Origin of the sequence: Corynebacterium bovis DSM 20582 = CIP 54.80 (assembly GCF_030408615.1) — a bacterium.
Taxonomy (GTDB): Bacteria; Actinomycetota; Actinomycetes; order Mycobacteriales; family Mycobacteriaceae; genus Corynebacterium; species Corynebacterium bovis.
The window spans coordinates 146,522-170,483 of the sequence record NZ_CP047187.1; the positions used below are offsets into that span (position 1 = coordinate 146,522).

General features: G+C 73.5%; 20 protein-coding genes. 11 read left to right on the forward strand and 9 right to left on the reverse strand.

The genetic code is table 11. From position 1 onward, the window contains the following. Positions 1 to 226: 226 nt before the first annotated feature. The 3 genes from CBOVI_RS00420 to CBOVI_RS00430 all read right to left on the reverse strand — a co-directional run bounded on the left by CBOVI_RS00420 (position 227) and on the right by CBOVI_RS00430 (position 4,550). Positions 227 to 2,065 carry an alkaline phosphatase D family protein gene (locus CBOVI_RS00420; protein WP_232625751.1) on the reverse strand — a complete coding sequence of 613 codons (1,839 nt, stop codon included), beginning with the start codon at positions 2,063 to 2,065 and terminating at the stop codon, positions 227 to 229. 440 nt (positions 2,066 to 2,505) lie between these two features. Beyond that, complete coding sequence (locus CBOVI_RS00425) at positions 2,506 to 3,390, reverse strand: chymotrypsin family serine protease (protein WP_125187225.1); 885 nt, start codon at positions 3,388 to 3,390, stop codon at positions 2,506 to 2,508. Between the two features lie 245 nt (positions 3,391 to 3,635). Beyond that, on the reverse strand, positions 3,636 to 4,550 hold the full coding sequence (locus CBOVI_RS00430) for a phospholipase A2 family protein (protein ID WP_125197000.1): 915 nt from the start codon (positions 4,548 to 4,550) through the stop codon (positions 3,636 to 3,638). A gap of 226 nt (positions 4,551 to 4,776) precedes the next feature. Here CBOVI_RS00430 and CBOVI_RS00435 point away from each other — a divergent pair, with 226 nt between their 5' ends. Both CBOVI_RS00435 and CBOVI_RS00440 read left to right on the forward strand, forming a co-directional pair. Next, complete coding sequence (locus CBOVI_RS00435; protein WP_125187223.1) at positions 4,777 to 5,286, forward strand: hypothetical protein; 510 nt, start codon at positions 4,777 to 4,779, stop codon at positions 5,284 to 5,286. Between the two features lie 2 nt (positions 5,287 to 5,288). After that, entirely contained in the window at positions 5,289 to 6,143 is an 855-nt protein-coding gene (locus tag CBOVI_RS00440; RefSeq protein ID WP_157998210.1) for a DUF998 domain-containing protein, read from the forward strand. Between the two features lie 89 nt (positions 6,144 to 6,232). Here the strand turns inward: CBOVI_RS00440 and CBOVI_RS00445 are convergent, their stop codons facing one another. After that, on the reverse strand, positions 6,233 to 7,651 hold the full coding sequence (locus CBOVI_RS00445; RefSeq protein WP_183273687.1) for a lipase family protein: 1,419 nt from the start codon (positions 7,649 to 7,651) through the stop codon (positions 6,233 to 6,235). 798 nt (positions 7,652 to 8,449) lie between these two features. Here CBOVI_RS00445 and CBOVI_RS00450 point away from each other — a divergent pair. Both CBOVI_RS00450 and CBOVI_RS00455 read left to right on the forward strand, forming a co-directional pair. Then, on the forward strand, positions 8,450 to 10,000 hold the full coding sequence (locus tag CBOVI_RS00450; RefSeq protein ID WP_125187221.1) for an amino acid permease: 1,551 nt from the start codon (positions 8,450 to 8,452) through the stop codon (positions 9,998 to 10,000). 160 nt (positions 10,001 to 10,160) lie between these two features. Further along, positions 10,161 to 11,204: an ABC transporter substrate-binding protein gene (locus CBOVI_RS00455; protein WP_029157792.1), complete on the forward strand. Its 1,044-nt coding sequence runs from the start codon at positions 10,161 to 10,163 to the stop codon at positions 11,202 to 11,204. Between the two features lie 10 nt (positions 11,205 to 11,214). On the opposite strand, the gene CBOVI_RS00460 is transcribed toward CBOVI_RS00455, so the two are convergent. The 3 genes from CBOVI_RS00460 to CBOVI_RS00470 form a co-directional block, all read right to left on the reverse strand. Continuing rightward, positions 11,215 to 12,327: an aldo/keto reductase gene (locus CBOVI_RS00460; protein WP_043361005.1), complete on the reverse strand. Its 1,113-nt coding sequence runs from the start codon at positions 12,325 to 12,327 to the stop codon at positions 11,215 to 11,217. Positions 12,328 to 12,408: 81 nt separating this feature from the next. Next, positions 12,409 to 12,954, reverse strand: a complete 546-nt coding sequence (locus CBOVI_RS00465; RefSeq protein WP_010267120.1) for a hypothetical protein — start codon at positions 12,952 to 12,954, stop codon at positions 12,409 to 12,411. Between the two features lie 123 nt (positions 12,955 to 13,077). Then, a complete protein-coding gene (locus tag CBOVI_RS00470) occupies positions 13,078 to 14,253 on the reverse strand; it encodes a glycoside hydrolase family 26 protein (protein ID WP_010267121.1) in 1,176 nt (391 codons plus the stop codon). A gap of 370 nt (positions 14,254 to 14,623) precedes the next feature. Here CBOVI_RS00470 and CBOVI_RS00475 point away from each other — a divergent pair, with 370 nt between their 5' ends. Further along, positions 14,624 to 15,268, forward strand: a complete 645-nt coding sequence (locus CBOVI_RS00475) for a FadR/GntR family transcriptional regulator (RefSeq protein ID WP_029157793.1) — start codon at positions 14,624 to 14,626, stop codon at positions 15,266 to 15,268. A 47-nt stretch (positions 15,269 to 15,315) separates the two neighbouring features. Beyond that, positions 15,316 to 16,788 carry an MFS transporter gene (locus tag CBOVI_RS00480; RefSeq protein WP_125187220.1) on the forward strand — a complete coding sequence of 491 codons (1,473 nt, stop codon included), beginning with the start codon at positions 15,316 to 15,318 and terminating at the stop codon, positions 16,786 to 16,788. Positions 16,789 to 16,947: 159 nt separating this feature from the next. Here CBOVI_RS00480 and CBOVI_RS00485 read toward each other — a convergent pair whose 3' ends face one another. Next, positions 16,948 to 17,793, reverse strand: coding sequence for a PaaI family thioesterase (locus tag CBOVI_RS00485; RefSeq protein WP_010268192.1), 846 nt, complete (start codon positions 17,791 to 17,793; stop codon positions 16,948 to 16,950). Positions 17,794 to 18,009: 216 nt separating this feature from the next. Between CBOVI_RS00485 and dps the strand changes: the two genes are divergently transcribed. From dps to CBOVI_RS00510, 5 genes are all read left to right on the forward strand, one after another. Then, the gene (gene dps, locus CBOVI_RS00490) at positions 18,010 to 18,516 is read left to right on the forward strand and encodes a DNA starvation/stationary phase protection protein Dps (protein ID WP_010268188.1); all 507 of its coding nucleotides are present in this window, start codon (positions 18,010 to 18,012) and stop codon (positions 18,514 to 18,516) included. 634 nt (positions 18,517 to 19,150) lie between these two features. Then, positions 19,151 to 20,497, forward strand: coding sequence for a glycosyltransferase 87 family protein (locus tag CBOVI_RS00495; RefSeq protein WP_010268184.1), 1,347 nt, complete (start codon positions 19,151 to 19,153; stop codon positions 20,495 to 20,497). 119 nt (positions 20,498 to 20,616) lie between these two features. After that, a complete protein-coding gene (locus tag CBOVI_RS00500; protein ID WP_029157851.1) occupies positions 20,617 to 21,183 on the forward strand; it encodes a hypothetical protein in 567 nt (188 codons plus the stop codon). A 430-nt stretch (positions 21,184 to 21,613) separates the two neighbouring features. Further along, positions 21,614 to 21,895: a hypothetical protein gene (locus tag CBOVI_RS00505; RefSeq protein WP_125186350.1), complete on the forward strand. Its 282-nt coding sequence runs from the start codon at positions 21,614 to 21,616 to the stop codon at positions 21,893 to 21,895. Positions 21,896 to 22,168: 273 nt separating this feature from the next. Beyond that, positions 22,169 to 22,993: an HNH endonuclease family protein gene (locus CBOVI_RS00510; RefSeq protein WP_185741552.1), complete on the forward strand. Its 825-nt coding sequence runs from the start codon at positions 22,169 to 22,171 to the stop codon at positions 22,991 to 22,993. 141 nt (positions 22,994 to 23,134) lie between these two features. Here CBOVI_RS00510 and CBOVI_RS00515 read toward each other — a convergent pair whose 3' ends face one another. Continuing rightward, on the reverse strand, positions 23,135 to 23,887 hold the full coding sequence (locus CBOVI_RS00515) for a CPBP family intramembrane glutamic endopeptidase (protein WP_010273281.1): 753 nt from the start codon (positions 23,885 to 23,887) through the stop codon (positions 23,135 to 23,137). Positions 23,888 to 23,962 lie beyond the last annotated feature (75 nt).

Genomic DNA, 23,962 nt, shown 5'->3' on the forward strand with positions numbered 1-23,962 from the left:
ACCGAGTGGTGCCCTGCGAGCGGTCCTGCGAGAGGTGCGGTGGTGCGGGCTACTGGCAGCGCGGGGTCAAAAATACGCCCGAAATTGACCCGCAACTGCCAGTTGCTGACAGCGATGCGCGCCGCGTGATTTGGCGCTGCCAGTTGCCGACAACGCGCCCCCCGCCGCGCGCCCCGCCCCGCGCCGCACGCCCATCTGCCCCCCCGCGCCCCCGGCGCGCGCCGCGTCAGTACACCGTCTGCGACCGGTCCAGCTCGGCGTCCACGGGCCGCGCGCCGGGCTGGTCCCGCAGCGCCTCGAAGCTCGCGGCGTGCCGGAAGGGCGCGGTCGGGGAGAGGACGTCGTCGGTGAAGAACCAGTCGCAGTGCGTGCGGTCGGCGCTGACCTCGACCGCCATGTAGCCGTGGAACCGCAGGTCGATCCACTTGTACCAGGGGGCGACCTGCCGCAGCAGGTCCTGCCCGATGCCCAGCAGCCCCTCGGCGAGCGGGGCGAGTTCCCGGGTCTTGGCGATGGTGTCGAACGCGCTGCCGGCGGAGACGGACGGGGTGACGAACTCCGTGGCGACGACGTCGTGGTTCTGGTTCATGCGGAACGCCGCGGGGTCGCGGGGGATGTCGGCGGCCCAGGAGGTGTGGATGTCGCCGGTGAGGAAGACGACGTTGCGCTTGTTCGTCTCGACGAAGGTGTCGATGACCTTCTGCCGTTCGGCCATGTACCCGTCCCACTGGTCGGTGTTGAGGGCGATGCCCTGCCGGGGCATGCCGACCTGGTTGACGAGCCAGTCGGCGACCTGCGGGTCGAGGGTGTTCGGCAGGGTCATCGGCGCGAACATGACCTCGTTGGCGATGACCTGCCACTGGGCCGTCGAGGCGGTGACGACGTCGCGGAACCACGTGAACTGCGTCTCGCCCATCATGGAGCGCCCGTCGCGGCCGGCGGAGCGGAGCATGTCGGGGTCGGACTGGAGGAACCCGGGCCAGCCGGACTGCAGCAGTTCGTAGTCGCGGTAGCTGCGCAGGTCGGGGATGACGAGTTCGAAGAGGTCGCCGTAGCGCAGCGTGCGGTAGAGGTGGCGGTTGTCGTCCCGGCCCTCGGTGCGCACGGGCATCCACTCGAAGTACGCGCGGGTGGCGGCGGCCTTGATGGCGGGGAAGTTGTCGCCGGGTTCGCCGGAGTTGCCGGCGATGCCGTCGCGCCAGACGTTGTCGGCGAACTCGTGGTCGTCCCAGATGCAGATGAACGGCTTCGCGGCGTGGAGGTCGGCGAGGTCGGGGTCCTGGTGGTAGGAGCCCTGGCGGACGCGGTAGTCGGTGAGGCTGGTGGTCCGGTTGGCGGGGGCGACGGGCCGGACGACGGTGTTGTAGAGCCCGGGGTACTCCCCGGCGGCGTACTCGTAGGTGTAGTCGCCGAGGTGGAGGACGAACTCCAGGTCGTCGCGGCCGACCATGTCGCGGTAGGCGCGGAAGTAGCCGGACTCCATGTTGGAGCAGGAGCACACGCCGAAGCGCACGCGGTCGGGCCGGGTGCCGGGGGCGGGGGCGGTGCGGGTGCGGCCGGTGCGGGAGCGCTGGTCCCTGGCGGGGCCGTCGAGGACGGTGAAGCGGTAGAAGTACGTCGTCGCGGGCTGGAGGCCGCGGACGTCGACCTTGACGGTGTGGTCGTTGTCGGTCGTCGCGGTGACCTCGCCGGACCGGACGACGCCGCCCATCTGCGGGTCGGTCGCCACCTCCCACCGGACGCGGGTCGGGGCGCCGACGCCGGAGCCCGGCGTGGCCTCGGGGACGGGGGTGACGCGGGTCCAGATGATGACGCCGTCGGCGAGCGGGTCACCGGACGCGACGGAGTGGACGAACGCCGGCCCGGGCCCGGGGTCGCCGGCGGGGGCGGGGGCCGCGGCGCCGGGGTTCGCGTTCGCCGCGGCGGTGGGCATGGCGCGGGCGGCGAGGGTGGAGCCGCCGACGACGGCGGCGCCGATGAGGAAGGAACGACGACCGACGCCGCCGGTGCTCGTGGTGGGACGGTCGGGGTCCCGGTGGTCGGCCGGGGAGGGGGTGTCGGTCATCGTCTGCCTCGTCTGGTGCGTCGGTCGGTCCTGGTGTCGGACACAGTGTGACGTGCCCGGCGGGCGGGGCCGGCCGGTGGGCGGGCGGGTGCCGCGGGGACGTCGCCACGGGGGCCGGGTCGGTGGCCGCCGCGCGGGGTCACTGTGGGATCACCTGTGACCATAAGGCCCCGGGGCGCGGTGCGCTCGCCGGACGGGCGAAGTGGGGTCGCGGGGAGGGTGAAGTTCACGGGATGTTGGGGGTGCGGTCGCCCGGTGTTCACCCGTCCGGGTGGCAGCGACGGTGCGACGCGACAGCGGGGGTGCAGCCGCCCGCGGGGCGGGAGGGGGGCGACGTACGTCACCCCGCCGCGCCGCCCCCGCGCCCGCGCACCGGGTCCCCGCCCGCGGCGCGCGTCACCCCGCCCGCGCCGCCCCCTCGTCCCCCCGGGGCGGAGGCGTCAGCCGTTGAGGGCCTGCGTCGTGCTGTCGAACGCGTTGAAGAGCAGCGGCGACCCCCCGGAGAGGATGCCGACCGGGTGCCACGTCCCGCCCCGGTTGACGGTCAGCGCGCCGCCGGAGTCCCCGGACAGGGCCGGGATGAGGGCGACGATGTCCTGGCTCACGGGGTTGACCCCGAGCACCGGCCCGCACGTCCGCCCGGTCCGGGAGCCGTCCTTGCACACGGTCTCGCCGACGCGCACCTGGTCGACCGGCAGCGGCTCGCCGAGCTGCCGGGGAGTGGAGCTGAAGTTCGCGCGGAGGACGGCGTCGATCCCCGGGGCGATCCCGGAGGTCGGGTGGCTGGAGACCTGGTGGGTGTCGGTGACGCCCGGGGCGAGGGGGAAGACGGCGTAGTCCGTGACCTGGGGGGTCGTGGAGCCGGCCGGGATGGTCGGTTCGTGCCGCCAGCGGATCGTCGACGGGTCGCCGGACCAGATCAGGTCGCCGTCCTCGCTCCACACGGCCGTGATCGGCTCGCCGAGGACGGCCGGGTCGACGCAGTGGCCGGCCGTGACGCCGTAGAGCTGTCCGTCCGCCCCCGCGATGTCCGAGAGCGTGCACTCCCCGACGGGGCCGCGCGTGGTCCCCATGATGATGGTCGACCCGGCGTGCATCGCCGGTCCGGCGGGTGCAGCGTCCGGTGCGGCCTCCGGCGCGGGTGCCGCGGCGGGTGCCGGCGCGGCGGGCTCGGCGTCGGCGGTGACGGTGCCGGCCGTGCCGACGGTGACGCCGGCCGTCGCGGCGGCGGCGAGCGCGGCGGTGGCGAGGCGGCGGCGCACCGTCCCCGGGGTGCGTGCGGCGTGCCGGGCGGCGTGCCGGGCGGGGGTCGTGGGTCGGGACATGGTGGGCCTTTCGTCGGGCGGCCGGGGGCGGGGTGCGGGCCCGGCCGGTGGGGCGTGATGAGGTGATGGTCGGGACCCAGTCTGCCAGAAAACTGGCACAGATGAGAGAGAATACTCATCGTCATCCCAGTTCACAGGACATTTCGGGGTGAGGTTCACTGTGTTGGACGGGCGGCGTCCGGGTCGTGGGGCGCCCCGGGTCGCGGCGGGGCCGGGCCGCGCCCCGGGTCAGGGCCGGGCCCGGGTCACGGGGTGGACCACGGGATGTGCTCGTCGACCGGCACGCCGTCGTGCTGACGCACCGAGTTCAGCGTCACCGCCGTCGCGGCCGCGGTCGCCGCCGTCGTGCACACGGCCCGGTCCACGGCGGAGGTGCCGTCGTCCCCCGTACCCGGGCCACCGCCGGATGCGGCACCGGATGCGCCGCCGCCCGCCCGGCCACCTGCACTGTCACCTGCACTGTCACCTGCACTGTCACCTACCCGGCCGGCGGCGTCGCACGCGGCGTGCATCCGGTCCGCGAGCTGCCGGTCCAGGCCGCGCCGGATCGCCGGCGGGACCGGCTCGCCGCGCCGCCCGGCCACCCGCAGCAGGTCGTAGCCCAGGTCATGGGTCCGGCACGCCGGCTCGAACCGCGCGGGGAGCGGCACCGGCGAGGAGCAGCCGCCGCCGGGGTTCTCCGGGTGGCCGTCGACCACCGTCGGCTCATACCCCAGGTCCCTCACGAGGTCGGGGGTCAGCCACGACGCCGCCCTCCCGTCACCCGGCACCCCCGCAGTCCCCGGCGCGCCGGGTGTCCGGCCGGGTGCGGGCGGCGTCGTCATCCCGGCGACCGCCACCGCCGCGGCGGTGGCTGACCCCGGGCCGCCGGTGGGGAGGGCGGCGCCGGCGGGGAGCGGGCCGTCAGCGGACAGAGCACCGGCGGGCAGAGCACCGGCGGGGAGAGCGGCGGAGGACAGATCGGCGGGGAGCGCGTCGACGGCCGGCGACACGAACGCCCCCACCCGCCCGGCGGCGTCCGCGACCCCGATGCGGGCACCGACCCGCCCCGCGGCCGCGGCGACCCCACCGTGGGCGGCGGCCGTGACCGGCACCACCGCGCCCGTGAACGTGGCGGCGGTGAGGAGGGCGAGGGTCGCGAGGCGTCGTCTCGAAGGCATGGGGTGAAACCTAACGTCCGCGGGGCGCGCCGGGGATCGTCCCGGAGGATGACAGTCCGCGCCGACGGGATGACGTCCGCGCCGGTCGGCCGTGCCGGGGACGGAGCCGGGGGCGCGGAGGAATCAGTCCCCGGAACGACGCGGCCGGGCACCCCCGGGTCCTAGCATCACAGGTACTGCAGCACACGACCGACAACGGACCATCACGGAAGGGTGAGCCAGAACCATGTCCCAGACCACGGCCACACGCCCGCGCGCCGGGTCCACGCCGCACGCCCCCGCCGACCACGCCGACCGTACCGGCCGTCCCGACCGGGGTGCCGTGCCCACCGCCGGGCCGGCCGCCCGGCCCGCCGCCGACCACGCCGCCCACGCCACCGCCCGCACCCGCCCGGCGACGCTCGCCGCCGCGGTCGCCGACATCGCCGACCGCCCCGGGGCGACGTGGTTCGCGGCGTCGGCGGTGTGCGCGGCCCTCGTCGTCGCGACGGCCCTGTTGTCCCCGGTCAGCGGCCCGTGCGTCTTCGCCGTCATGGCGGTGCTGTTCCTCGGCGTCGGGCTCCGGCTCGACCACCGCGCCGGCCGCACCGGCCGCGCCGCCCACACGGCACACACCGCCCACGCCGGCCGCGCCGCCCACCCCGGCCACCCCGGCGCGCACCCCGGCGCGCACCCGGCCCCCACCCCGCGCCGCGCACCCCGCACCGGCGCGACGGCGGCGGGAGAGGACGCATGACGGTGACCGTCCCACGCCCGGTCCAGCCGCCGTCGGGCGCGGCCCCCGGTCCCACCCGCGCCCGACTCCACCCCCCGGCCGCCACGCTCGCGGGGGTCATGCTGGTCCTCGCCGGGGCGGTGTACGCCAGCCCGCTGGTGGAGTTCGTCCACGACGGCCCCGTCTCCCCGCAGGACTCCTACCTCTCCGAGCTGTCCGCCCGGTCCCAGCCCGGGTCCTGGGCGTTCCGCCTGGCCGACGGCCTCGCGGGGGCACTGCTCCTCACCGCCGCGGTACTCGTCACGGTCCTCATGGTCGGGGCGCGACGACGCGCGCGGCTCCGGCGCACCGCGGCGTCCGGCGGGGAGGCGCGGGGGACGGCGGGGGCGGTGGTCCGGGGAGGGGCGGCGTCGTCCCCCCTGGGCACCCTCACCGCCCACCTGCCGGTGCAGGCGGTCGCGGTCGCGGCCCTCGCGGTGTTCGGGGTGGCGACCGTTCTCGACGCCGCCTTCCCCCTCGACTGCCCCGTGAGCCAGGAGTGGTGCGTCGCGCTGGAACGCGCCGGGGAGGTCAGCGCCGCGCACCATGTCCACACGGTGACGAGCGTGCTCGCGTCGACCGCGTCGACGACGCTGGCCTGCGCGGTCGTCGTCGCCGGCGTCGTGCGGTCGCCGCGGATGCACGCCACCGCGGTCGAGGCGGCGCTCGCGGCCGGGGTGATCCTCACCACCGTCGGGTTCGGGGTCTGGTACCTCGTGTTCGACGGCGTCCCCGGCGACATCCAGCGCCTCAACACCCTGTGCGTGTGCGCGGTGCTCGTCGGCGCCGGCGTGGGGCTCATCCGCGGGCGCACGACCGTGCCCGGCCGGGCGGGCTGACCGGGGCGGGCTGGTCACGGCCGGGCGGGGGGCGCTGCACCGCCCGCCCCCCCGGCGCCCCGCCCGGCCCGCGGTGACTCAGCGGCGACTCAGCGGGAGCCCGCGGCGGCCGCCGGCGGGGGCGTCGGCAGGCTGTCCGGCACCGGCTTGCCGACGAAGCGGTCCGTGAGCCAGCCGAGGGACTCGCCCATCGTCGCCAGCGTCGAGACACTGTGGCTGAGCAGGCCGTACTCCCGGTACGTCAGCGGGGTGCCCGCCGCGCGGTACTTGTCCCGCAGCGCGTGGACGTCGGTGGTGGTCATGACGCCGTCGCCGGTGGTGTTCGCGGCGTTGACCTGCGGGGTGAGCTCCCAGAACCCGGCGTCACCCTGGGTGAGCAGCACGGGCACCGACGGCGCGGGCGCGTTGACGAGGTTGATCTTGTCCAGCACCTCGCCGAGCCGCGGGACGGAGCGGATGTCCTCGTAGCCGGGGGCGGCGATGTCCTTCCAGTGGAGGTTCGCGTACCGCCCCGCCGCGGCGAGGAGCCCCTTGTCCTTGAGGTCGTCCATCATCGCCTGGCCGGTGGCGTTGAGGTAGTCGCGCAGGTGCAGGTCGTAGGCCCGGTCGAGGCCGGTGATGGCCATGCCGACGACGCCCGCCCACAGCGGGCTGTTCCCGGCGTAGGTCAGGGCGCGCTCCGGGTTCACGAGCACACCGCCCTCGACGACACCGACGATGTCCGGCCGCAGCTCCGGGGCGTAGCTGTCCAGCATCGCCGCCGCCCACGCGCTGCCGATGGCCCCGCCGGAGTAGCCGAAGATCGCGGTCTTCTGGCCGGGCTCCACGCCCGTGTTCGCCGAGGCCCGGGCGGCGCGGAGGCCGTCGAGCGTCGCGGCACCGTACTCCGGGCCGGCGCCGAAGTCCGCGTTCGGGCCCTGGATGTCGGAGATGACGACGGTCTTGCCGGAGAGCAGCGCCGGCGTGGCGTACATGACCTCGGGCGTGTAGATGAGGTCGTCGACGTTCGCCGTGCCCGTGAGGAAGCGGGAGGGGTTGTCCTCCGGGTTGAGGGTGTCGTAGAGCGAGTCGTAGACGAGCACCTCGCCGGACGGGTTCAGCGGGTGGAGCACGGAGGTGACGGTCGCGGACGGCCGGTCGAGCGCGTCGGTCGTGCGGTAGAGGATCTGGGTCATGCGGACCGGGGTGGGGACGCCGGCGATGGTGACGGTGAGGTCACGCTCGCGGAGGATGTCGCCCGGGGCGGCGGCCGCGAGGGTGGCGGCGTCGGGGGCCGCGAAGAAGGCCTGGTTCTCGGCGGAGGTCGGCAGGGACGGCAGGGCCGACGACCCGACCGCCGCGCTCGACGCCGGCCCCGGGATGATCGGGGCGGCCGGGGCCCCGGCGCCCGGGGCGGGGGCGGGGGCCTGGGCCGGGGCGGCCGCCGAGGCGGGCACGGCGGTCGGGACGGCCACGGCGAGGGAGAGGGTCAGCGCCGCAACGGCGGCGCGGGGGCGGAGGGTGGTCATCGGTCAACCTTTCCGGTCGTCGGGACAGGCCGGTCGAGAGCGGCTCCGGGGCGGGGTCCGGGACGTCGCGGTCGGCACCTGACGGCAGGTCGGACGAGTGTGACGAATGGTGAATATCCCGGGATTCCGCGGGGCGGTGACGTGACATTCACAGCCGCACTCATTCACTGGCTGTCGTCCGGTTCCACGTGGTGTCCCTCGTCGTGTCGTCGGGTGTCCCCGCCCGTCGGAGTGGCCGGTCTGGGCCGGTCAGAGAGCGAAAACGGCGTTCGTGTGTGCTGTGTCACCGGTGCGCTGGAGGTGACGTTAGCAGTTGGGGGTACCGTATAAACTTTCGATTCCACCCGCGGAGACTTTGGTCATATTTAACAGTTATCAACGTTCTCTCAGGCGTCATGCGTGACACTATTCCGCGTTTGTCGTGCGTGACGTCGAATTGCGACTCCGAAGAAATCTTCGGGGTTCGCGCGGTGCGCCGGCGCGGGGGTGTGCGGGTGGGCACCGCCCGCGCGGGGGTGGGTCGCGCCCGGCCGGCCGGACCGCGGTTCGGTCCGTCGTCCCCCCACCCCGGACCCGCTCCCCGGGTGCCGGGCCCGCTCCGCCCGCGCCGCGCCCCACCCCGCCGCGCCCCCGGGGTGCGCGGCGGCCCCCCGATTGTTGCGGTCGTGTGAATTTTTCGCCGGTGTCGCCGGGGGCGGGGCACAATGCTCGACAGAGGTTCTCCATCGACCTCCCCCGATGGAACGGTGAACCGACGATCGGCGACCCCGTGGCGGGGTCCGTGAAGGAGAGACGGCCATGACAGAACATCAGGACGGGACCGGGCCCCGGGACGCGGCTGCCCCCGACGGGCCGCCCGTGACCGGAACTGCCGGCACCGCCGGGACCGCGAACCCCGCCGGCACCGCGACGCCCGCCGGGACCGCGAACCCTGCCGGCACCGCGACGCCCGCCGGCACCGCCGGCCCCGACGCCGCCGACGGCCTGGAGCGCGGCCTGAAGAACCGCCACCTCCAGCTCATCGCCATCGGCGGCGCCATCGGCACGGGCCTGTTCATGGGCGCGGGCAAGACGATCTCCCTCGCCGGGCCGTCGGTGATCCTCGTCTACGCCGTCATCGGGTTCATGCTCTTCTTCGTCATGCGCGCGATGGGCGAGCTGCTCCTGTCGAACCTGTCCTACAAGTCGCTGCGCGACGCCGTGTCGGACATCCTCGGCCCGGAGGCCGGCTACGTCACCGGCTGGACGTACTGGTTCTGCTGGATCGTCACCGGCATGGCGGACATCGTCGCCATCACCGGGTACATCCAGTACTGGTGGGCGGACGTGCCGCTGTGGCTGCCGGGCGTGCTGACGATCCTCCTGCTGCTCGGGCTCAACCTCGTGGCCGTGCGCCTGTTCGGCGAGATCGAGTTCTGGTTCGCCATCATCAAGATCCTCGCCATCGCCGTGCTCGTGCTCGTCGGCGTCGGCATGGTCCTCACCCACTTCCACGGCCCGGGCGGGCAGGCGCAGGTCTCCAACCTCGTCGACCACGGCGGCGTGTTCCCCAACGGTTTCCGCGGCTTCCTCGGCGGCTTCCAGATCGCGATCTTCGCCTTCGTCGGCGTGGAGCTCGCCGGCACCGCCGCCGCGGAGACCCAGGACCCGGAGCGCACCCTCCCGAAGGCGATCAACGCGATCCCGTGGCGCATCGCCCTGTTCTACATCCTCGCGCTCGCGGTCATCATGACGGTCATCCCGTGGAACGAGGTCGCGTCGAACTCCAGCCCGTTCGTCCAGATGTTCGCGCTCGCCGGGCTGCCGGCGGCGGCGGGGATCGTGAACTTCGTGGTGCTCACGTCGGCGGCGTCGTCGGCGAACAGCGGCATCTTCTCGACGTCCCGGATGCTGTTCGGCCTCGCGCTCGAGGGCGCGGCGCCGCGCGCGATGGGGGCGCTGTCCGTGCGGAAGGTCCCCGCGGTCGCGCTCATGATGTCCGTCGTGTGCCTCGTCCCCGGGGTGGTGCTGCTGTACGCCGGGTCGACGGTCATGGACGCGTTCACGGTGGTCACGACCGTCTCCTCCGTGATGTTCATGGTGGTGTGGACGCTCATCATCGTGTCGTACATCGTCTACCGGCGCCGGCGGCCGGAGCTGCACCGGGCGTCGTCGTACCGGATGCCCGGCGGGGTGGTGATGTGCGTGGTCCTGCTGGCGTTCTTCGCCGCGATGATCGTCATCCTCGCGACGGCCGCGGACACCCGGGCGGCGCTGGCCGTCACGCCGGTGTGGTTCGTGGTCCTCGCGGTGGGGTGGTTCGCGTCCGGTGGTCGCGCCGCCGCGGCCGGGAGGGTCGACGCCGCCTGACGCCCCCGCCCCCGCGGGGGGAGTTCCCCCTCCCGCCCGAGGTGGCCCCTGCGGACGGGGGTGCCGCCCGCGACGGGCGCGCCGGCAGCGGGGGGAGTTCCCCCCGCGACGAGTCGGAATTTCTGTATGAGGTAACCCTCACCACAGTATGCTCACCGGCATGAACACGCGCTCCACACGGCCACACCGCCGCCGCCCCGTCACCGTCGTCGCCTCCGTCCTCGCCGCCTCGGCGCTGACCCTCGGCCTCGCGGCGTGCTCCACCGACTCCCCGGCCCCGTCCCCCCAGGGCAACGGCGACGCCTCCGTGAGCCTCGACGGCCCGGGCTTCCGCACCGCCGACGCGGACACCGCCGCCCTCGGCACGGACGCGAAGGAAGGGCAGTGGCCGCGCACGATCCGCCACGCGAAGGGCGAGACCACGCTGGAGCGCCGGCCCGAGCGCGTCGTCGTCATCGACGGCGGGGAGCTGGACGTCGCGCTCGCGTACGGCGTCACACCGGTCGGCGTCGTCACCTCCGGTGGGGGAGAGACCCCCTCCTACCTGGCCGACCGCACGGCCGGCGTCGAGACCGCCGGGACCTACAAGGACCCCAACCTGGAGAAGATCGCCGCCCTGAAGCCGGACCTCATCATCGGCAGCGCGCTGCGCGTCGGCGAGCTCTACGACCGCCTGTCCCAGATCGCGCCGACGGTCCTGTCGATCCGCCCCGGCGTGCCGTGGAAGGAGGACGCGCGCCTGTTCGCGCAGGCCATGGGCCGGGAGAAGGAGTACCGGGAGGTCTTCGGCCGGTACAACGACCGGGTCGCCGCGCTGCGCGGCCGCATCCCCGCCGACGGCACGGTGTCGCTCGTCCGGTTCATGGGCGAGGAGGTGCGCCTCTACGCCAACGGCAGTTTCGCCGGCGTGATCCTCAAGGACCTCGGCATCGCCCGCCCGCCGGTGGAGGACGTGCCCGACCTGCGGGTGAAGCTGTCGGAGGAGAAGATCGACTCGATCAGCGGCGACCGCGTGCTCTACAGCGCCTACGGCGACCAGGGGGAGGGGCAGCTGCGGAGGGTTGTCGACGGCCCCCTGTGGTCACGGGTCCCGGCGGTGGAGAAGGGTCGCGCGGAGCAGGTTCCCGACGAGACGTGGTTCCTGGGTCTCGGCCCGCTGGGGGCGGACCGGGTTCTCGACGACCTGGAGCGCATGTACCCGTAGGCCGCGCGTCCTACTCCCCGGCGGAGTCCGTCGCCCCCTGCCACTGGTTGATGCCCCGGTCCACGGCGAACCGGTCGATGGCGGCGAGCTCGTCGTCGTCGAAGGAGAGACGGTCCAGCGCGGAGAGGGAGTCGTCGAGCTGCTCCACCGAGCTCGCGCCGATGAGCGCGGACGTCACCTCCGGGCGGCGCAGCACCCACGCGATCGCCATCTGCGCGAGGGACTGCCCGCGCGCGGCGGCGATGTCGGTGAGCCCGCGCACCGCCGCGAGGGTGTCGTCGGTGAGGAAGTCCGGGTTCATCTTCTCCGCGCCGAGCCGCGAGTCCTCCGGCACCCCGTGGAGGTACCGGTCGGTGAGCAGCCCCTGCGCCAGGGCGGAGAACGCGATGACGCCCATGCCCTCGTCGGCGCACGTGCGCAGCAGGGACTCGCGGGCGGCGGGGATCTGTCCCGGGTCGGAGGGGCCGTCGGGACCCTCGGTCCACCGGTTGAACATGGAGTAGCTCGGCTGGTGGATCGTCAGCGGCGTGCCGAGGTCCCGGGCGACGGCCTGCGCCCGGCGGGTGAGCTCCGGGGAGTAGGAGCTCACCCCGACGTACAGTGCCCGCCCGGACCGGACGAGGTGGTCGAGGGCGGCGACGGTCTCCTCCACGGGCGTCTCCGGGTCGGGCCGGTGGTGGTAGAAGATGTCCACGTAGTCCAGCCCCATCCGGCGCAGCGAGGCGTCGCAGCTGGCGACGATGTACTTCCGGCTGCCGCCGAACCCGTACGGCCCGCCGTGCATGTACCAGCCGGCCTTCGAGCTGATGATGAGCTCGTCGCGGTACGGGCGGAAGTCGCGGGCGAGGAGCCGGCCGACGTTCTCCTCGGCGGAGCCGGGCGGCGGGCCGTAGTTGTTCGCGAGGTCGAAGTGGGTGACGCCCCGGTCGAAGGCCCGGCGGAGGATCGCCCGCTGGGTCTCGAGGGGGCGGTCCCCGCCGAAGTTGTGCCACAGGCCGAGCGTGACCGCGGGCAGCTTGAGACCGGAGTCACCGCTGCGGCGGTACGGCATGGCCGTGTGGTCGGCGGGGTCGTAGCGGTCGTCGGCGGCGTGGTACACGTCCGGGTTCGGTGGTGTGCTCATGCCGCCCCAGGGTAACGACGCCCGCCGGTGGGTGGGGGCGCCGCCGGTCGGTGGGGGCTGACCGGTGGGCGCCGCCTCCGGTCAGTGGGTGAGCAGCGGCCCGCTGGTGACCTGCATCCCCTTCGACGGGTTGACGATGATCTTGTGGCGCCCGTTGGCGGGGTACGCGTTCATCGACCGCTGCGTGGCGTTCTTCCCGGCCCACATGTCGACGTGCTGGACCGGCGTGCTGCGGTGCAGGTCGTGGAGGCACTCGGCGCAGGTGTCCTCGGCGATGAAGTACCGGTGGACGGCGGGGATGTAGAACCGGGTGCCGGGCTGGAACGGGCCGCCCTTGCGCGGGTTCGCCACGGCGAGGGTCGTGGGGTTCTCCCACGTGCCGTTGCCGCCGGCGAGGGTGTGGATCGACGACGGGTGGGCGTTGCTCTTCGGCCACGCGATGCCGCGCGGGTTGTCGTTGTCGCTGGTGATGTTGTCGCCGTCCTGGCCTCCGTAGAGGGTGAGCTGGACGTTGTCCATCGTGTACTGGTTCGGGGCGGCGGAGGCGCCGGGGGCGGCCGCGGCCCCCGCGCCGAGGAGGGCGAGGGTCGAGGCGGCGGCTGCTGCGGCGGTGCGGAGGGTGAACACGGTGAATCTCCTTGGGGTGTGAGGGTGTGAGGGGTGGTGGATCAGGGGTGGTGCGGTGCCGGTCCCGGTCGGGGGCCGGTCACCGGTGGGTGGGTGAGGGGTGGGGGGGACGACGCCGACCGCTCAGCGACCGCGGAACGCGGCGGTGCTGACGTGCCGGGCGGTGTCACCGCCGACGACGTTCCCGCGGCGCATCATCGAGGCGAAGGCGGGGAAGCGGTGGTCGTCGGACGAGCGGACGGCCGTCCAGTCGATCCACCGGCTGCCCTCGTTCTTCGCGACGTTGAAGTAGTTCATCATCTTCACGCCGCGGCCGTCGGAGCCGTGGCGGTAGTAGCTGGTGAACCCGTACAGGTCGTTGAACCACTGGTTCTTGTCCCCGCCGGCGTCGGACGGTGTGCCGGTCTCCGGGATGGAGAGCGGCTTGCCCGGTGCGATGTCCGCGACCTGGTCGAGGGACCGGCGCAGGATCGTCTCGGGGGACTCCCAGGTGGACCGGGAGCGGGTGTTTCCCCAGTTGTAGGCGTCGACGCCCACCCAGTCGACGACGTCGCCGCCGGGGTAGTAGTCGGCGGGGTTGCCGCCCGACGAGCACAGCCCCTGGTTCCCGCAGGCCATCGGCGACCAGATGTACTGCACGGCGTTGCGGGACGTCAGGCCGGCGGCGTCGAAGCGGCCGTGGATGTGGCGGTAGGCGTCGACGTAGTCGGCGGGGCTCTGCCGCGACGTGGCGGACCAGCGGTACCAGTCGCCGTTCATCTCGTGGCCGGGGCGGATGTAGACCTTGCGGTCGTCGGCGGTGCCGGGGCGGCCGTCGTCGCCGGCGACGAACCGGCTGACCGACCGGGCGACGCGGTCGATGCGCGCGTCCATCCGGCCGTGGGCGATGGCCGTGTCCACGGCCGCCGAGTCGCGCTGGGCCCCGCCGCCGCCACCCCGGGCGCCGGCGTTGGGGTTGCCGTCGGTGTCGAACTCGAGGGTGAGCACGGGGACGGAGCCGTCGTTCCACGCCCGTGAGAGCGCGGAGGGGACGTCGTTGATGCTCTGGTCACTGAAGTTGCTGAACAGCAGCGCTGTCGCGGGGGTGGTGCCGGAGACGGCGCGGGTGTCGGCGGCGGTGTGGCCGGTGCCGTCGAACATGCCGACGAGCATCTGCGAGGGCTCGGCGGCGGAGGCCGTGCCGGCGGTGACCGTCGCGGCGAGGGATGCGGTGGCGAGGGTGACGGGCGTGGCCGTCCGCGCGCGGCGCCGGCGGCCGTCCCGCTGGAGGAGGCGGCGGAGCCGGGGGAGGCGTGTCATGGGTGTCCTTCCTGGTGGTGTCGGTCGTACTGCTCGGTCGTGTCGTTGCGGCACCGCGGAGGTGCCGGACAGGTGGTGGACGGAGGGGGACGATCACGTGGCCGCGGGCCGGGGTCCCCGCTGGTCGGGGGCCCGGTGGCGCGGCCGGTCGAAGGAATCGGGTGACAGGGTCCGGGGTGGCGGGTCGACCGTGTGGCACGGATGTGCGGTGACAGGCCCGGCCGGTGGCGCGGGCGTGTGGCACGGATGTGCGGACACGGTCAGGTGGTGGATCTGGTGTTCGGTGTTGCGGTGTCTGTGCTGGTGCAGCCGCCCCGGAGCGAAAGTGACTAAGTGAGTAAGTCACTACGGCTGTTGTACAGTTGGCCGCATGTCACAGTCAAGAGCGGACGCCGTGAAGCACCACCTCCTGGGGGTGATCCGGGAGGGCGGCCTCACCGCGGGCGGGCGGCTCCCCTCGGTCCGGCAGCTCGCCGAGGACTGCGGCGTGACCACGCCGACGGTCCGCGAGGCGCTCCGCTCCCTGGAGTCCGCCGGGGTCGTCGAACTCCGCCACGGCTCGGGGACGTACGTCAGCCCCGGGGCGTTCCGGCTCATCGTCGCGAACCCCACGGCCGTGCCGACCGAGCAGCAGCGGCGCGAACTCCTCCACGCCCGCGAGGTGCTCGAACCGGCGATCGCGGCGGAGGCCGCGCGGCACCGCACCCCCGCCCACGCCGACGCCCTCGCGGACGCCGCGGAGCACGCGGTGCGGGACGTCCTCCCCGACGACCACGTGAGTTTCCACGTGCTCGTGGCGCGCGCGACGGGCAACGTCGCCCTCGTCGAGGTCGTCGAGGGGCTGCTCGCGGCGCGGCGGGGCGCGCACGAGAGGACCCGCTCCGCCATCGCCGACCGCACCGAGGACCGGGAGCAGCACCGGGCCATCGCCGCCGCCGTCGCTGCCGGGGACGCGGACGCGGCCGAGCGGCTCATGCGGGACCATCTCCGCTGGCTCGCCGCGTCCGGCCGCTAGCCCCCGTTTCGCCCCCCGCTGTCCGGGGTCCGGTCTAGGGTGTTGCCATGTCGCACACCACATCTGCAGCCGTCGACATCGCGCGGCGGATGGACCGCCTCCCCCTCCTCCGGAGCCACCGCTTCATGACGCTCGTCGTCGGCGCCGGCCTGTTCTTCGACTGCTACGAGAACTTCCTCGCCGTGACGATCGCCAAGGTCCTGGAGCGGGACTTCGCGTTGTCCGGCATGACCCTGTCCCTCGTCCTGGCCTCGGCGTTCATCGGCCAGTTCATCGGCGCGCTCCTGCTCGGCCGCCTCGCCGACCGCATCGGCCGCCGCCGGGCGTTCATCGTCAACCTCCTGCTGTACTGCGGGTTCTCGCTGGTCGCGGCGTTCTCGCCGTCAGCCTGGTGGTTGATCGTGTGCCGGTTCATCGCGGGGGTGGGCATCGGCGGCGAGTACGCCCTCGCGGACTCCTACCTCTCCGAGCTGTTGCCGGCGCGGGTGCGCGGCCGGTACATCTCGTGGGCGTACACGGTGAGTTTCTTCGGTGTGCCGGCGGTCGGTGTCCTCGCGCTGTGGCTCGTGCCGCTCAGCCCGGCGGGGATCGCGGGGTGGCGCTGGTTGTTCGTCATCGGGGCCCTCGGCGGGGTCCTGGTGTGGTGGGTGCGCCGGGCGGTCCCGGAGTCGCCGCGGTGGCTGGCGCTGCACGGGAGGGTCGACGCCGCCACCCGGATCGTCGAGCGCCTGGAGGATGAGGCCCGCCGCGCGGGGCACGTCCTCACCGACCCGGGGCCGCGGGTGCCCGCCGGTGGGCCGGGGGACGGCGGGGGCGCGCCGGGCGCGGGTGCCGCGGTGCCGGCCGGTGGGGCCGGGCCCGACCGGGTCGGCGGTGCCGCGGGGCAGCCGGAACGGTCGCCGGGCGCGGCGCAAGGGGGGAAGCCGACGTTCGCCTCCCTGTTCCGCCCCCCGCTGCGCCGCCGGACGGTCATGACCTCGCTCCTCAGCGGGCTCCAGGTCTTCGGCTACTACGGCTTCGGCACCGTCGCGACGTTGGTCCTGACGGCGAAGGGGTTCGACGTCATCCACTCCCTCGGCTACATCGCCCTGACCTACCTGGGGTACCCGGTGGGTTCGGCGCTCTCGGTGCCGATCATCGAGAGGGCGGAACGGAAGGTCCTCGTCATGGTGTCGGCCGGCGCGATGGCCGTGTTCGGCGTGGCCTTCGGGCTGGCGCAGGCGCCCTGGCAGGCCGTCGTCGCCGGGCTGCTGTTCACCGTGTCGAGCAACGTGGGGTCGAACGCGTACCACATCTACCTCGCCGAGAACTTCCCCACCCGGGTGCGCGGGACGGCCGTGGGCTTCGCCTACTCGATGTCGAAGATGGTCGCCGCGCTCCTGCCGTTCATCCTCATCCCGCTGCTCCACGCGGCGGGGCCGGGCCCGGTGTTCGCGGTGGTCGCGACGGCGTTGGTGCTGGCCATCATCGTCGTCGGCGCCCTCGGCGGCCGCACGACGGGGCGCGGCGTCGACGAGTGAGGCCCGGTCACCCCATCGGGGCCAGCCGCGCGGCGGGGTGCGCGGTCACTCCGCCGGGACCAGCCGCGGGGCGGGGTGTGCGGTCACTCCGCCGGGACCAGTCGCGGGTCGGGGTGTGCGGTCACCCCTCCGGCAGCAGCCGCGGGGCGGGGTGTGCGGTCACTCCTCCGGGACCAGTCGCGGCGGGATGCCCGCGGCGAGGATCTCCTCGCGCGTCAGCGCCCCGGCCGCGAGCACGTCGCGGCTCACCCGGCGGGCCCGGTCCTCGGGCAGCGGGATCCGGCGCACGTCGCTGAGCAGGGAGGACAACCGCGCGGCGTCCGTGTGGAACGCCCGCCAGGCGACGGCCGTCGCCAGGGAGGACAACGTGATGCCCCGCGGTTCCCGCGCCGGCGTCGGTGCCGACGCCGCGGCGTCGCCTGGGTCGCCGGCCCGGTCACCGGTCGCACCGGTCGCGCCACCCGCGGCGCCCCCGGCTGTGGAGGACGCCGACCCCGCGGGAGCGCGGCGTCGTCCCTTCCGCAGCCGGCAGTGCAGGTCCTGCTGGCCGATGCCCACGACCGAGCCGTCGGGGTTCTCGATGACGGTCGTGAACGGGATGTTGCAGAACCCGTCCTCCGCGACCTCCGTGCGGATCGTGTCGAGGAGCTCGTCGGTGACCTCGATGCGCGCCGTCGCGCCGGACCGGCCCGGGCTGAGGTACTGGAACGTGCCCGTGCGGGTCCAGGCCTCGTAGTCCGTGCCCAACCGCAGCATCACGAGCGTGCCGAACAGGGCGTCCGTCATGGAGAACAGCGTGCCGCCGAACGCCGCCCCGTGGACGTTCCGGTTCCACGGCCGGAGGTGCAGCTCAAGGGTGCCGGCGGACCAGTCCGACGCGATGTCACGCACCCGGATACCCGACGCGAGCAGCGGCGGGTACAGGCTGAACGCCAGCGCGAACCGGCGGGGGTCGGAGAGGGTGCGCTGCAGAGCGGCGGCGGCGAAGGAGGGGGTGCGGGCCATGCGTGAATTCCGGTCTTTCGTTCGAAGGGGGGGGTGCGGTCCACGGTACAGGCGGCTCCAGACCACCGGCCGCGGCACGCACAACTGTCTTACAACTGTCCTCCGGAGCGCGGGCCCCGGTGGATGGGCGCGGGGCGCGGGGGGAGGACCGCAGGGCGTCCCCGGTTGACTTTCGGGCGCGGACATGGCGTCCGGACCGGGCGTACACTCGGCGGCATGAGCAACTACACGATTCCCGGACTGTCCGAAGGCGACGGCAAGCAGCTGGTCGACCTCCTCCAGGAGCGCCTGACCGCGTACAACGACCTCCACCTCATCCTCAAGCACGCCCACTGGAACGTCGTGGGCCGCAGCTTCATGGGTGTCCACGAGATGATCGACCCGCAGGTCGACCTCGTCCGTGGCTTCGCCGACGATGTCGCCGAGCGCATCGCCGCGCTCGGCGGGTCCGCGATCGGCACCCCGGCGTCCCACGTCGAGGGGCGCGAGCCGCTCGAGTACCCCGTCAACCGGGGCACCACCACCCAGCACCTCACCGCGCTGAACAAGGTCTACGACCAGGTCGTGGCGGACGTCCGCGCCGCCATCGAGGCCGCCGGCAAGGTCGACCCGGTCACCGAGGACCTCCTCACCGGCCAGTCCTTCGAGCTGGAGAAGTTCCAGTGGTTCGTCCGTGCGCACCTCGAGGACGGCCAGGGCAACATCGACAGCGAGAACGCCTGACGCATCCGGGGCCTTTCCGAGGCCCCTGACCTCCGGGTTCCTCTCCTGTAACCCGGGCATGGCCCCCGCGCCCGCGACGACACCGTCGCGGGCGCGTTGCGTGTGTGTCGGGTACTGGCAGCTGGGGGTTAAAAAACCGGGGATTTTTGACCTGGCGCTGCCAGTTGCCGACATCGAGTGGGTGGTGCTGACCCGGCGCTGCCAGTTGCCGACATCGAGTGGGTGGTGCTGACCCGGCGCTGCCGGTTGTCGACGCTGTGTGTCCGCGGTGTGCCCGTCGCGTCAGGAGGGGTGGCGTTCACGTCGCGGGGGAGAGGTGGGCCGGCGGAGGGAGCGTCGGGACCCACCCTGCATCACACCTGATACCGGGAGAATCACGACGGGCCCGTAGGATTTTCCACGGTCCGTCCCGTAACGTGACGACCTGCACAACGCCCCGTCCGGAACTGCGCGGCGGGCGGTGATCCCGCGTGCCCGTGTGCCTGCGCAGGCGACCGGCCGGACCACCGTGCTGTCGGTACCGCGTGCCTGCGTGTATGCGCCGCCGCGGACCGTGCGGCGCGGGGCGTACCCGTGTGCGCTGTGACGGCGCGGACACAGGAATGACCGAAGGCACGACCGAAAGGACCGCACCGTGAGCAACCCGGCGGACCAGACGAGCTTTGACGATCGGGTGGGTCGGGCGACGCCCACGGCCGCCACCGCCACCGCCACCGGCTCCCGCGCGCCCCGCCGGCGCCCGGCCTCCCTCACACCCCCGCCCTACCTCACGCGCCTGCCGCTGGTCGTCCTGTTCATCGCGGCGGTGCTGCTGGCGCTCCGGCTGACCGGCTTCGCGCTCGACCACGCCCGCGACCGGTACCTGCTGGACGTCGGCGTGTTCCGCGACGCGGGCGAGGCCTTCCTCCGCGACCTGCCGCTCTACGGCCCGGACTTCCCCAGCCGCAGCGGGTTCGCGTTCATCTACCCGCCGGTCGCCGCGCTGCTGTTCGTCCCGCTGACGTGGATGTCGGAGGAGGTGATGGAGGCGGTGTGGACCGTCGCGTCCGTCGTCGCCGCGTGGGGTGTCCTGGCGATGGCCGCGCGGCGGCTGGGGATCCGCTGGGCGCCGGTGGCGGCGGTGGGGTTGCTCGGCCCGGCGCTCGCGCTGGAGCCGGTGCGCTCGCACCTCATGTACGGGCAGGTGAACATCTTCCTCATCCTGCTGGTCACGGCGGACGTGCTGCGGTTCACGCCCCGGTGGCTGCGCGGCGTGGGCATCGGCGTGGCGGCGGGGATCAAGATCACCCCGGCGGCGTACGCGATCGTGTTCCTCGCCCGGCGGGACTGGGCGGGGTTGGCGCGGTCGGTGGTCGCGTTCCTCGCGACGGCGGTCGTGGGGGCGGTCGCGGCGCCGGGGCAGTCGTGGTTCTTCTGGACCAGCGAGTTCTTGGCCTCGGACCGGGCGGGGCAGCCGGACTACCCGTTGAATCAGGCGTTGACGGGGCTGCTCGCGCGGACGGGGATGGGTGGCGAGGTCGCCGGGCGGATCATGATCGTCGGGCTCGTGGTGTTCGCGGTGTGCGCGGTGTGGGCGGCGGTGCAGTTCACGCGCGTCGACCGGCCGGTGACGGTGCTGTTCATGACGGTCCTCGCGGTGAGTGTGTCCGCGCCGGTGGCGGTGACGCACCACTGGTGCGGCATCATCGTGGCCGTGCCGTTGGTGCTGCGGACCCGGGACGGGTTGACGTTCGTCGCGGCCGCGCTGGTCATCGCGGCGAATCTCGTCGCGCCGTACACGGTGTACGACGCGTCGCTCCCGCACTTCACCTTCTCCGCGTCGCAGTGGTTCCTGGGGAATCTCCAGGGGCTCGCGGGCCTGGTGGCGTTCGTGCTGCTCATGGTCGCCGCGCGGAGGGTCGGTGGCGGCCGGCGTCGCCCCGGGAGGGTCGGCCCGTGGGGGACGACGCCACCCGCCGCGGGTGTGCGCGCCGCGGTATAGTCCGGGTCCCCGGGGGCCGGACGGTGGGGGAGCGGCCGGAGTCACGCAGAATGTGAGGGTCACGGACAGCAGGAGGAGGACCGGTGGAGGAACCGGCGACAGGCACACCACGAGCTCCGTTGACACATGCGCTGATCGGCTCGGCGTCGATCGGCCTGGTCAACGCCGTTCCTGTCGGGGTGTGCCTCGCCGTGCTCAACGCGGTGGTCCCGCGTCCGGGGATGAGCCTGGTCCGGGTGGCGGTGCTGGCCGTCGTCACCGGGGTCTGTTCAGGCGTGGTCTGGGCCCTGGTTGACCGGCATCTCCAGTCGAGGACGGGGACGAAGGTCCCCCAGGGGTGGGCCGCGTCGGCGAACTACCTCGTCACCCCGCCGGTCGTCGGTCTGGTCGTCGGCCTGGCCTCGGCGACGCCGTCGGCCGGCGGGATCGTGGCGTCGGCCGCATTCCTCGGGTCGCTGCCGGAGGTGTTCATCATGACGCCGTGGAAGAGGGACCATGACCCCGAGCAGTTCGAGAGGGCCAACGCCGAGTTCGGGGAGATGACGCGGGAGTTCTGGTCGGAGCACCGTGACGAGGTCGCCGCCGAGGCCGCCCGGCGGACCCACGAGCGTGAGCTGCGCCATCAGGGGACGATCCGCCCCGAGAACCGCCCGACCGGGCCCGTCAGACGCCGCGACCTCGACTAGTCGGCATCAGTCACCCGCCCCCGCTCAGCCGTCATCCACCCAGGTGCGCAGGCGACGAGATACCGGGGGGGGCACACACGAGCATGTCGTCCACAATTGCGCAGGACATCGGTCACGTCATCACCTGAGCGCGCGACGAATGTCGCGGGCCTTCTACCGGGAATGCTGACCACCCACCGGTCCACGTCTCGTGTGGTCGAGACCTGCAGGCCACGCCCACCTGGCGTACGGCGGATTAGCTGTCACGATGGCACAGGAGAAATGTGGAATTTTACATCCCTTGATGCCCGTTCTCATTGTTGTTAATCTCAAACCGCCCGCAGGGTGAGCGGAGTCGCCACGCCCATCGCCGGCATCGTCACCGCTGGTGCCTGCGACACTGCCGGCGGAAGCAATGGTCACAGCTGCATCCTGCTCACGGGAAGGCGTCATGAAGTCGAACAACGCGTCACAGCATCTCTACAGTGCCGTCCTTGCTGTCGTGGTCACGGCAGTCACCGTTCCATTCCATCCGGGAATTCCCGTGTGGGCATGGGTGCTGGCTTTCATCGTGCTGTTCCTCGTCGCAGAATGCTGCCAGGTCTTCCTGGCGTCACGGTCCGGCGGCGAGGCCTCTGGTGCATCGGCCAGGCAGCCCCGGCTACTGATCACGTTCGCCGTGTGCGTGGCCATCGCTGTCGTCGGTGTCGCCGTCGGCTACGTGGTCACCTGACCGCGTCGGCCTCCGACTGCATCCGCGCTGGCGTCGGACGCGCTGACAGAAGGTCAGCGATGGGGATACGTCGGTCCGTCCCGGCTCTGGGGGGACACCGTGGGGGGCGGGCCAACCGGGGGCCGTCCCGTGCGTGGAGGACCCTGGCGGTGCCACCGGGTGTGACGTCTGTACGCTGGTGGGAATGTGGTGTCAGGAGTGGTTGGTGTGGTGAGAACGCGTCGAGCACCCCGGCGGAACGGACGAACCCGGGCGAGGAGGACGACCGTCGGCGTGCTGGCGGCGGCCCTCGTCGCCGTCGGTGCGGTCGCCGCGTGTGACGTCAGCGTCGAGGGGCCGTTCGGGCCGACCGGGACGCCGGCCGGCACGACCGCGCCGGCACCCGGGGGAGTCCCCGCCGACCGGGGCGCGGATGCTCCGGCGCCTGACCAGGGGGAACCCGCGCCCGGACCGGACGGGGCGCCCGCGCCGGCCCCCGCCCCGGAGGGTGCCCCGGCCCCCGCGCCCGCCCCGGACGGTGCCCCCGGCCCCGGTGCCGTCGACGTCGCCGCCGTCCGCGGACTCCTCGCGACGCTCCCCGTCAAGGGCCGTGCGCCGAAGACCGGGTACACGCGGGAGCAGTTCGGCCCGTCGTGGGACGACGTCGACCGCAACGGCTGCGACACCCGGAACGACATCCTGGCCCGTGACCTGCGCGACATCGTCCTCTCCGGGCGGTGCAAGGTGATGTCGGGGACCCTCGACGACCCCTACACCGGTACAACCATCCCCTTCGTCCGCGGTCGCCAGACGAGCAGCGCCGTGCAGATCGACCACGTCGTCGCGCTCTCGGACGCGTGGCAGAAGGGCGCCCAGCAGCTGGACCCCGTGCGCCGCACGGAGCTGGCGAACGACCCGCTGAACCTGCTCGCCGTGGACGGGCCGTCGAACACCGCGAAGGGCGCGGGTGACGCGGCGACGTGGCTGCCCCCGAACACGGCGTTCCGCTGCCGGTACGTCGCCACGCAGGTGCAGGTCAAGGCGAAGTACGGGCTGTGGGTGACGGCCGCGGAGCGCGACGCGGTGGACCGGGAGCTCGGCCGCTGCCCGGCGGGCTGACGGCGCCGGCCCCGCGCCCCCGGCGTGATGCCCCGCGCCCGGAGCGTGAAGCCCTCCTTGTCAAGGATGTGAAGCCCCCGTCGTGATGCCCCCCCGCCGTGCGGAGCGCCCCCGCGTCCCGCCCCCCCGCAGGTCAGCGCGTCACAGGAAGTGCCACGCCGCGGCGGCGGCGAGCGCGCCGACCGCGTTGAGGGCCCAGTGCAGGCCGATGGGCGCGATGACGCTGCCGGTGCGGTGCCGCAGCCACGTCAGGCCCGCGCCGGCCCCGGCGGTGGCGACGACGGCGAGCCCGATGCCCGCCCACTGGGCGAGCGTGCCGGTGCCGAGCACGGCGGTGAGCCCGGCGTTCGTCGCGGTGAGGCTCAGCGACGACGCCACGTGCCACAGCCCGAACAGCAGCGACCCGGCGATGAAGACGGCCTTCGTGCCGCCGAGCCGGTGCAGGCTGCCGTGGAGGACGCCGCGGAAGGCCAGCTCCTCCGGCAGCACGGTCTGGAGGGGGATGACGACGAGCGCGGCGAGGATCGCCGTGCGCGCCGAGGCGTAGGAGGAGTTGAAGAAGAACTCGCGGGTCACGGGCAGTGCCAGCCCGACGCCCACGCCGAGGACGACGAGCACCGCCGCGCCGGTGCCGTAGGCGAGGCCCCGGCGGGTCGTGTGCCGGCCGAGTCCGAGGTCGTGCCAGGTCATGCCGCGCATCCGCATGATGACGAGGAGGCAGGCCACGCCGACGGGCACGGTCGTCGCGACGGCGCTGAGGGAGGTGAAGTGCGCGGTGAGGTTGATCGCCACGAGGCCGGCGACGACGGTGGCGACGTCGACGACCGCCCGGAGGTCACGGCGGTGGAGTCGCCGCAGGCCGCGGGGTGCGGTCGGGGCGGTGGTGAAAGTCATGGCACGCCACCTTAGACGCCCCGGCCCGGCATGTGTAGTGGGCGGGGCTGGCCGGCGGCGTGTCGGGGACGTGTC

Bases quoted from the DNA above. Each gene is read 5' to 3' on its own strand.
- CBOVI_RS00420 (WP_232625751.1), bottom strand. From the start codon at position 2,065: ATGACCGACACCCCCTCCCCGGCCGACCACCGGGACCCCGACCGTCCC.
- CBOVI_RS00425 (WP_125187225.1), bottom strand. From the start codon at position 3,390: ATGTCCCGACCCACGACCCCCGCCCGGCACGCCGCCCGGCACGCCGCA.
- CBOVI_RS00430 (WP_125197000.1), bottom strand. From the start codon at position 4,550: ATGCCTTCGAGACGACGCCTCGCGACCCTCGCCCTCCTCACCGCCGCC.
- CBOVI_RS00435 (WP_125187223.1), top strand. From the start codon at position 4,777: ATGTCCCAGACCACGGCCACACGCCCGCGCGCCGGGTCCACGCCGCAC.
- CBOVI_RS00445 (WP_183273687.1), bottom strand. From the start codon at position 7,651: ATGACCACCCTCCGCCCCCGCGCCGCCGTTGCGGCGCTGACCCTCTCC.
- CBOVI_RS00450 (WP_125187221.1), top strand. From the start codon at position 8,450: ATGACAGAACATCAGGACGGGACCGGGCCCCGGGACGCGGCTGCCCCC.
- CBOVI_RS00455 (WP_029157792.1), top strand. From the start codon at position 10,161: ATGAACACGCGCTCCACACGGCCACACCGCCGCCGCCCCGTCACCGTC.
- CBOVI_RS00460 (WP_043361005.1), bottom strand. From the start codon at position 12,327: ATGAGCACACCACCGAACCCGGACGTGTACCACGCCGCCGACGACCGC.
- CBOVI_RS00470 (WP_010267121.1), bottom strand. From the start codon at position 14,253: ATGACACGCCTCCCCCGGCTCCGCCGCCTCCTCCAGCGGGACGGCCGC.
- CBOVI_RS00475 (WP_029157793.1), top strand. From the start codon at position 14,624: ATGTCACAGTCAAGAGCGGACGCCGTGAAGCACCACCTCCTGGGGGTG.
- CBOVI_RS00480 (WP_125187220.1), top strand. From the start codon at position 15,316: ATGTCGCACACCACATCTGCAGCCGTCGACATCGCGCGGCGGATGGAC.
- CBOVI_RS00485 (WP_010268192.1), bottom strand. From the start codon at position 17,793: ATGGCCCGCACCCCCTCCTTCGCCGCCGCCGCTCTGCAGCGCACCCTC.
- dps (WP_010268188.1), top strand. From the start codon at position 18,010: ATGAGCAACTACACGATTCCCGGACTGTCCGAAGGCGACGGCAAGCAG.
- CBOVI_RS00505 (WP_125186350.1), top strand. From the start codon at position 21,614: ATGAAGTCGAACAACGCGTCACAGCATCTCTACAGTGCCGTCCTTGCT.
- CBOVI_RS00515 (WP_010273281.1), bottom strand. From the start codon at position 23,887: ATGACTTTCACCACCGCCCCGACCGCACCCCGCGGCCTGCGGCGACTC.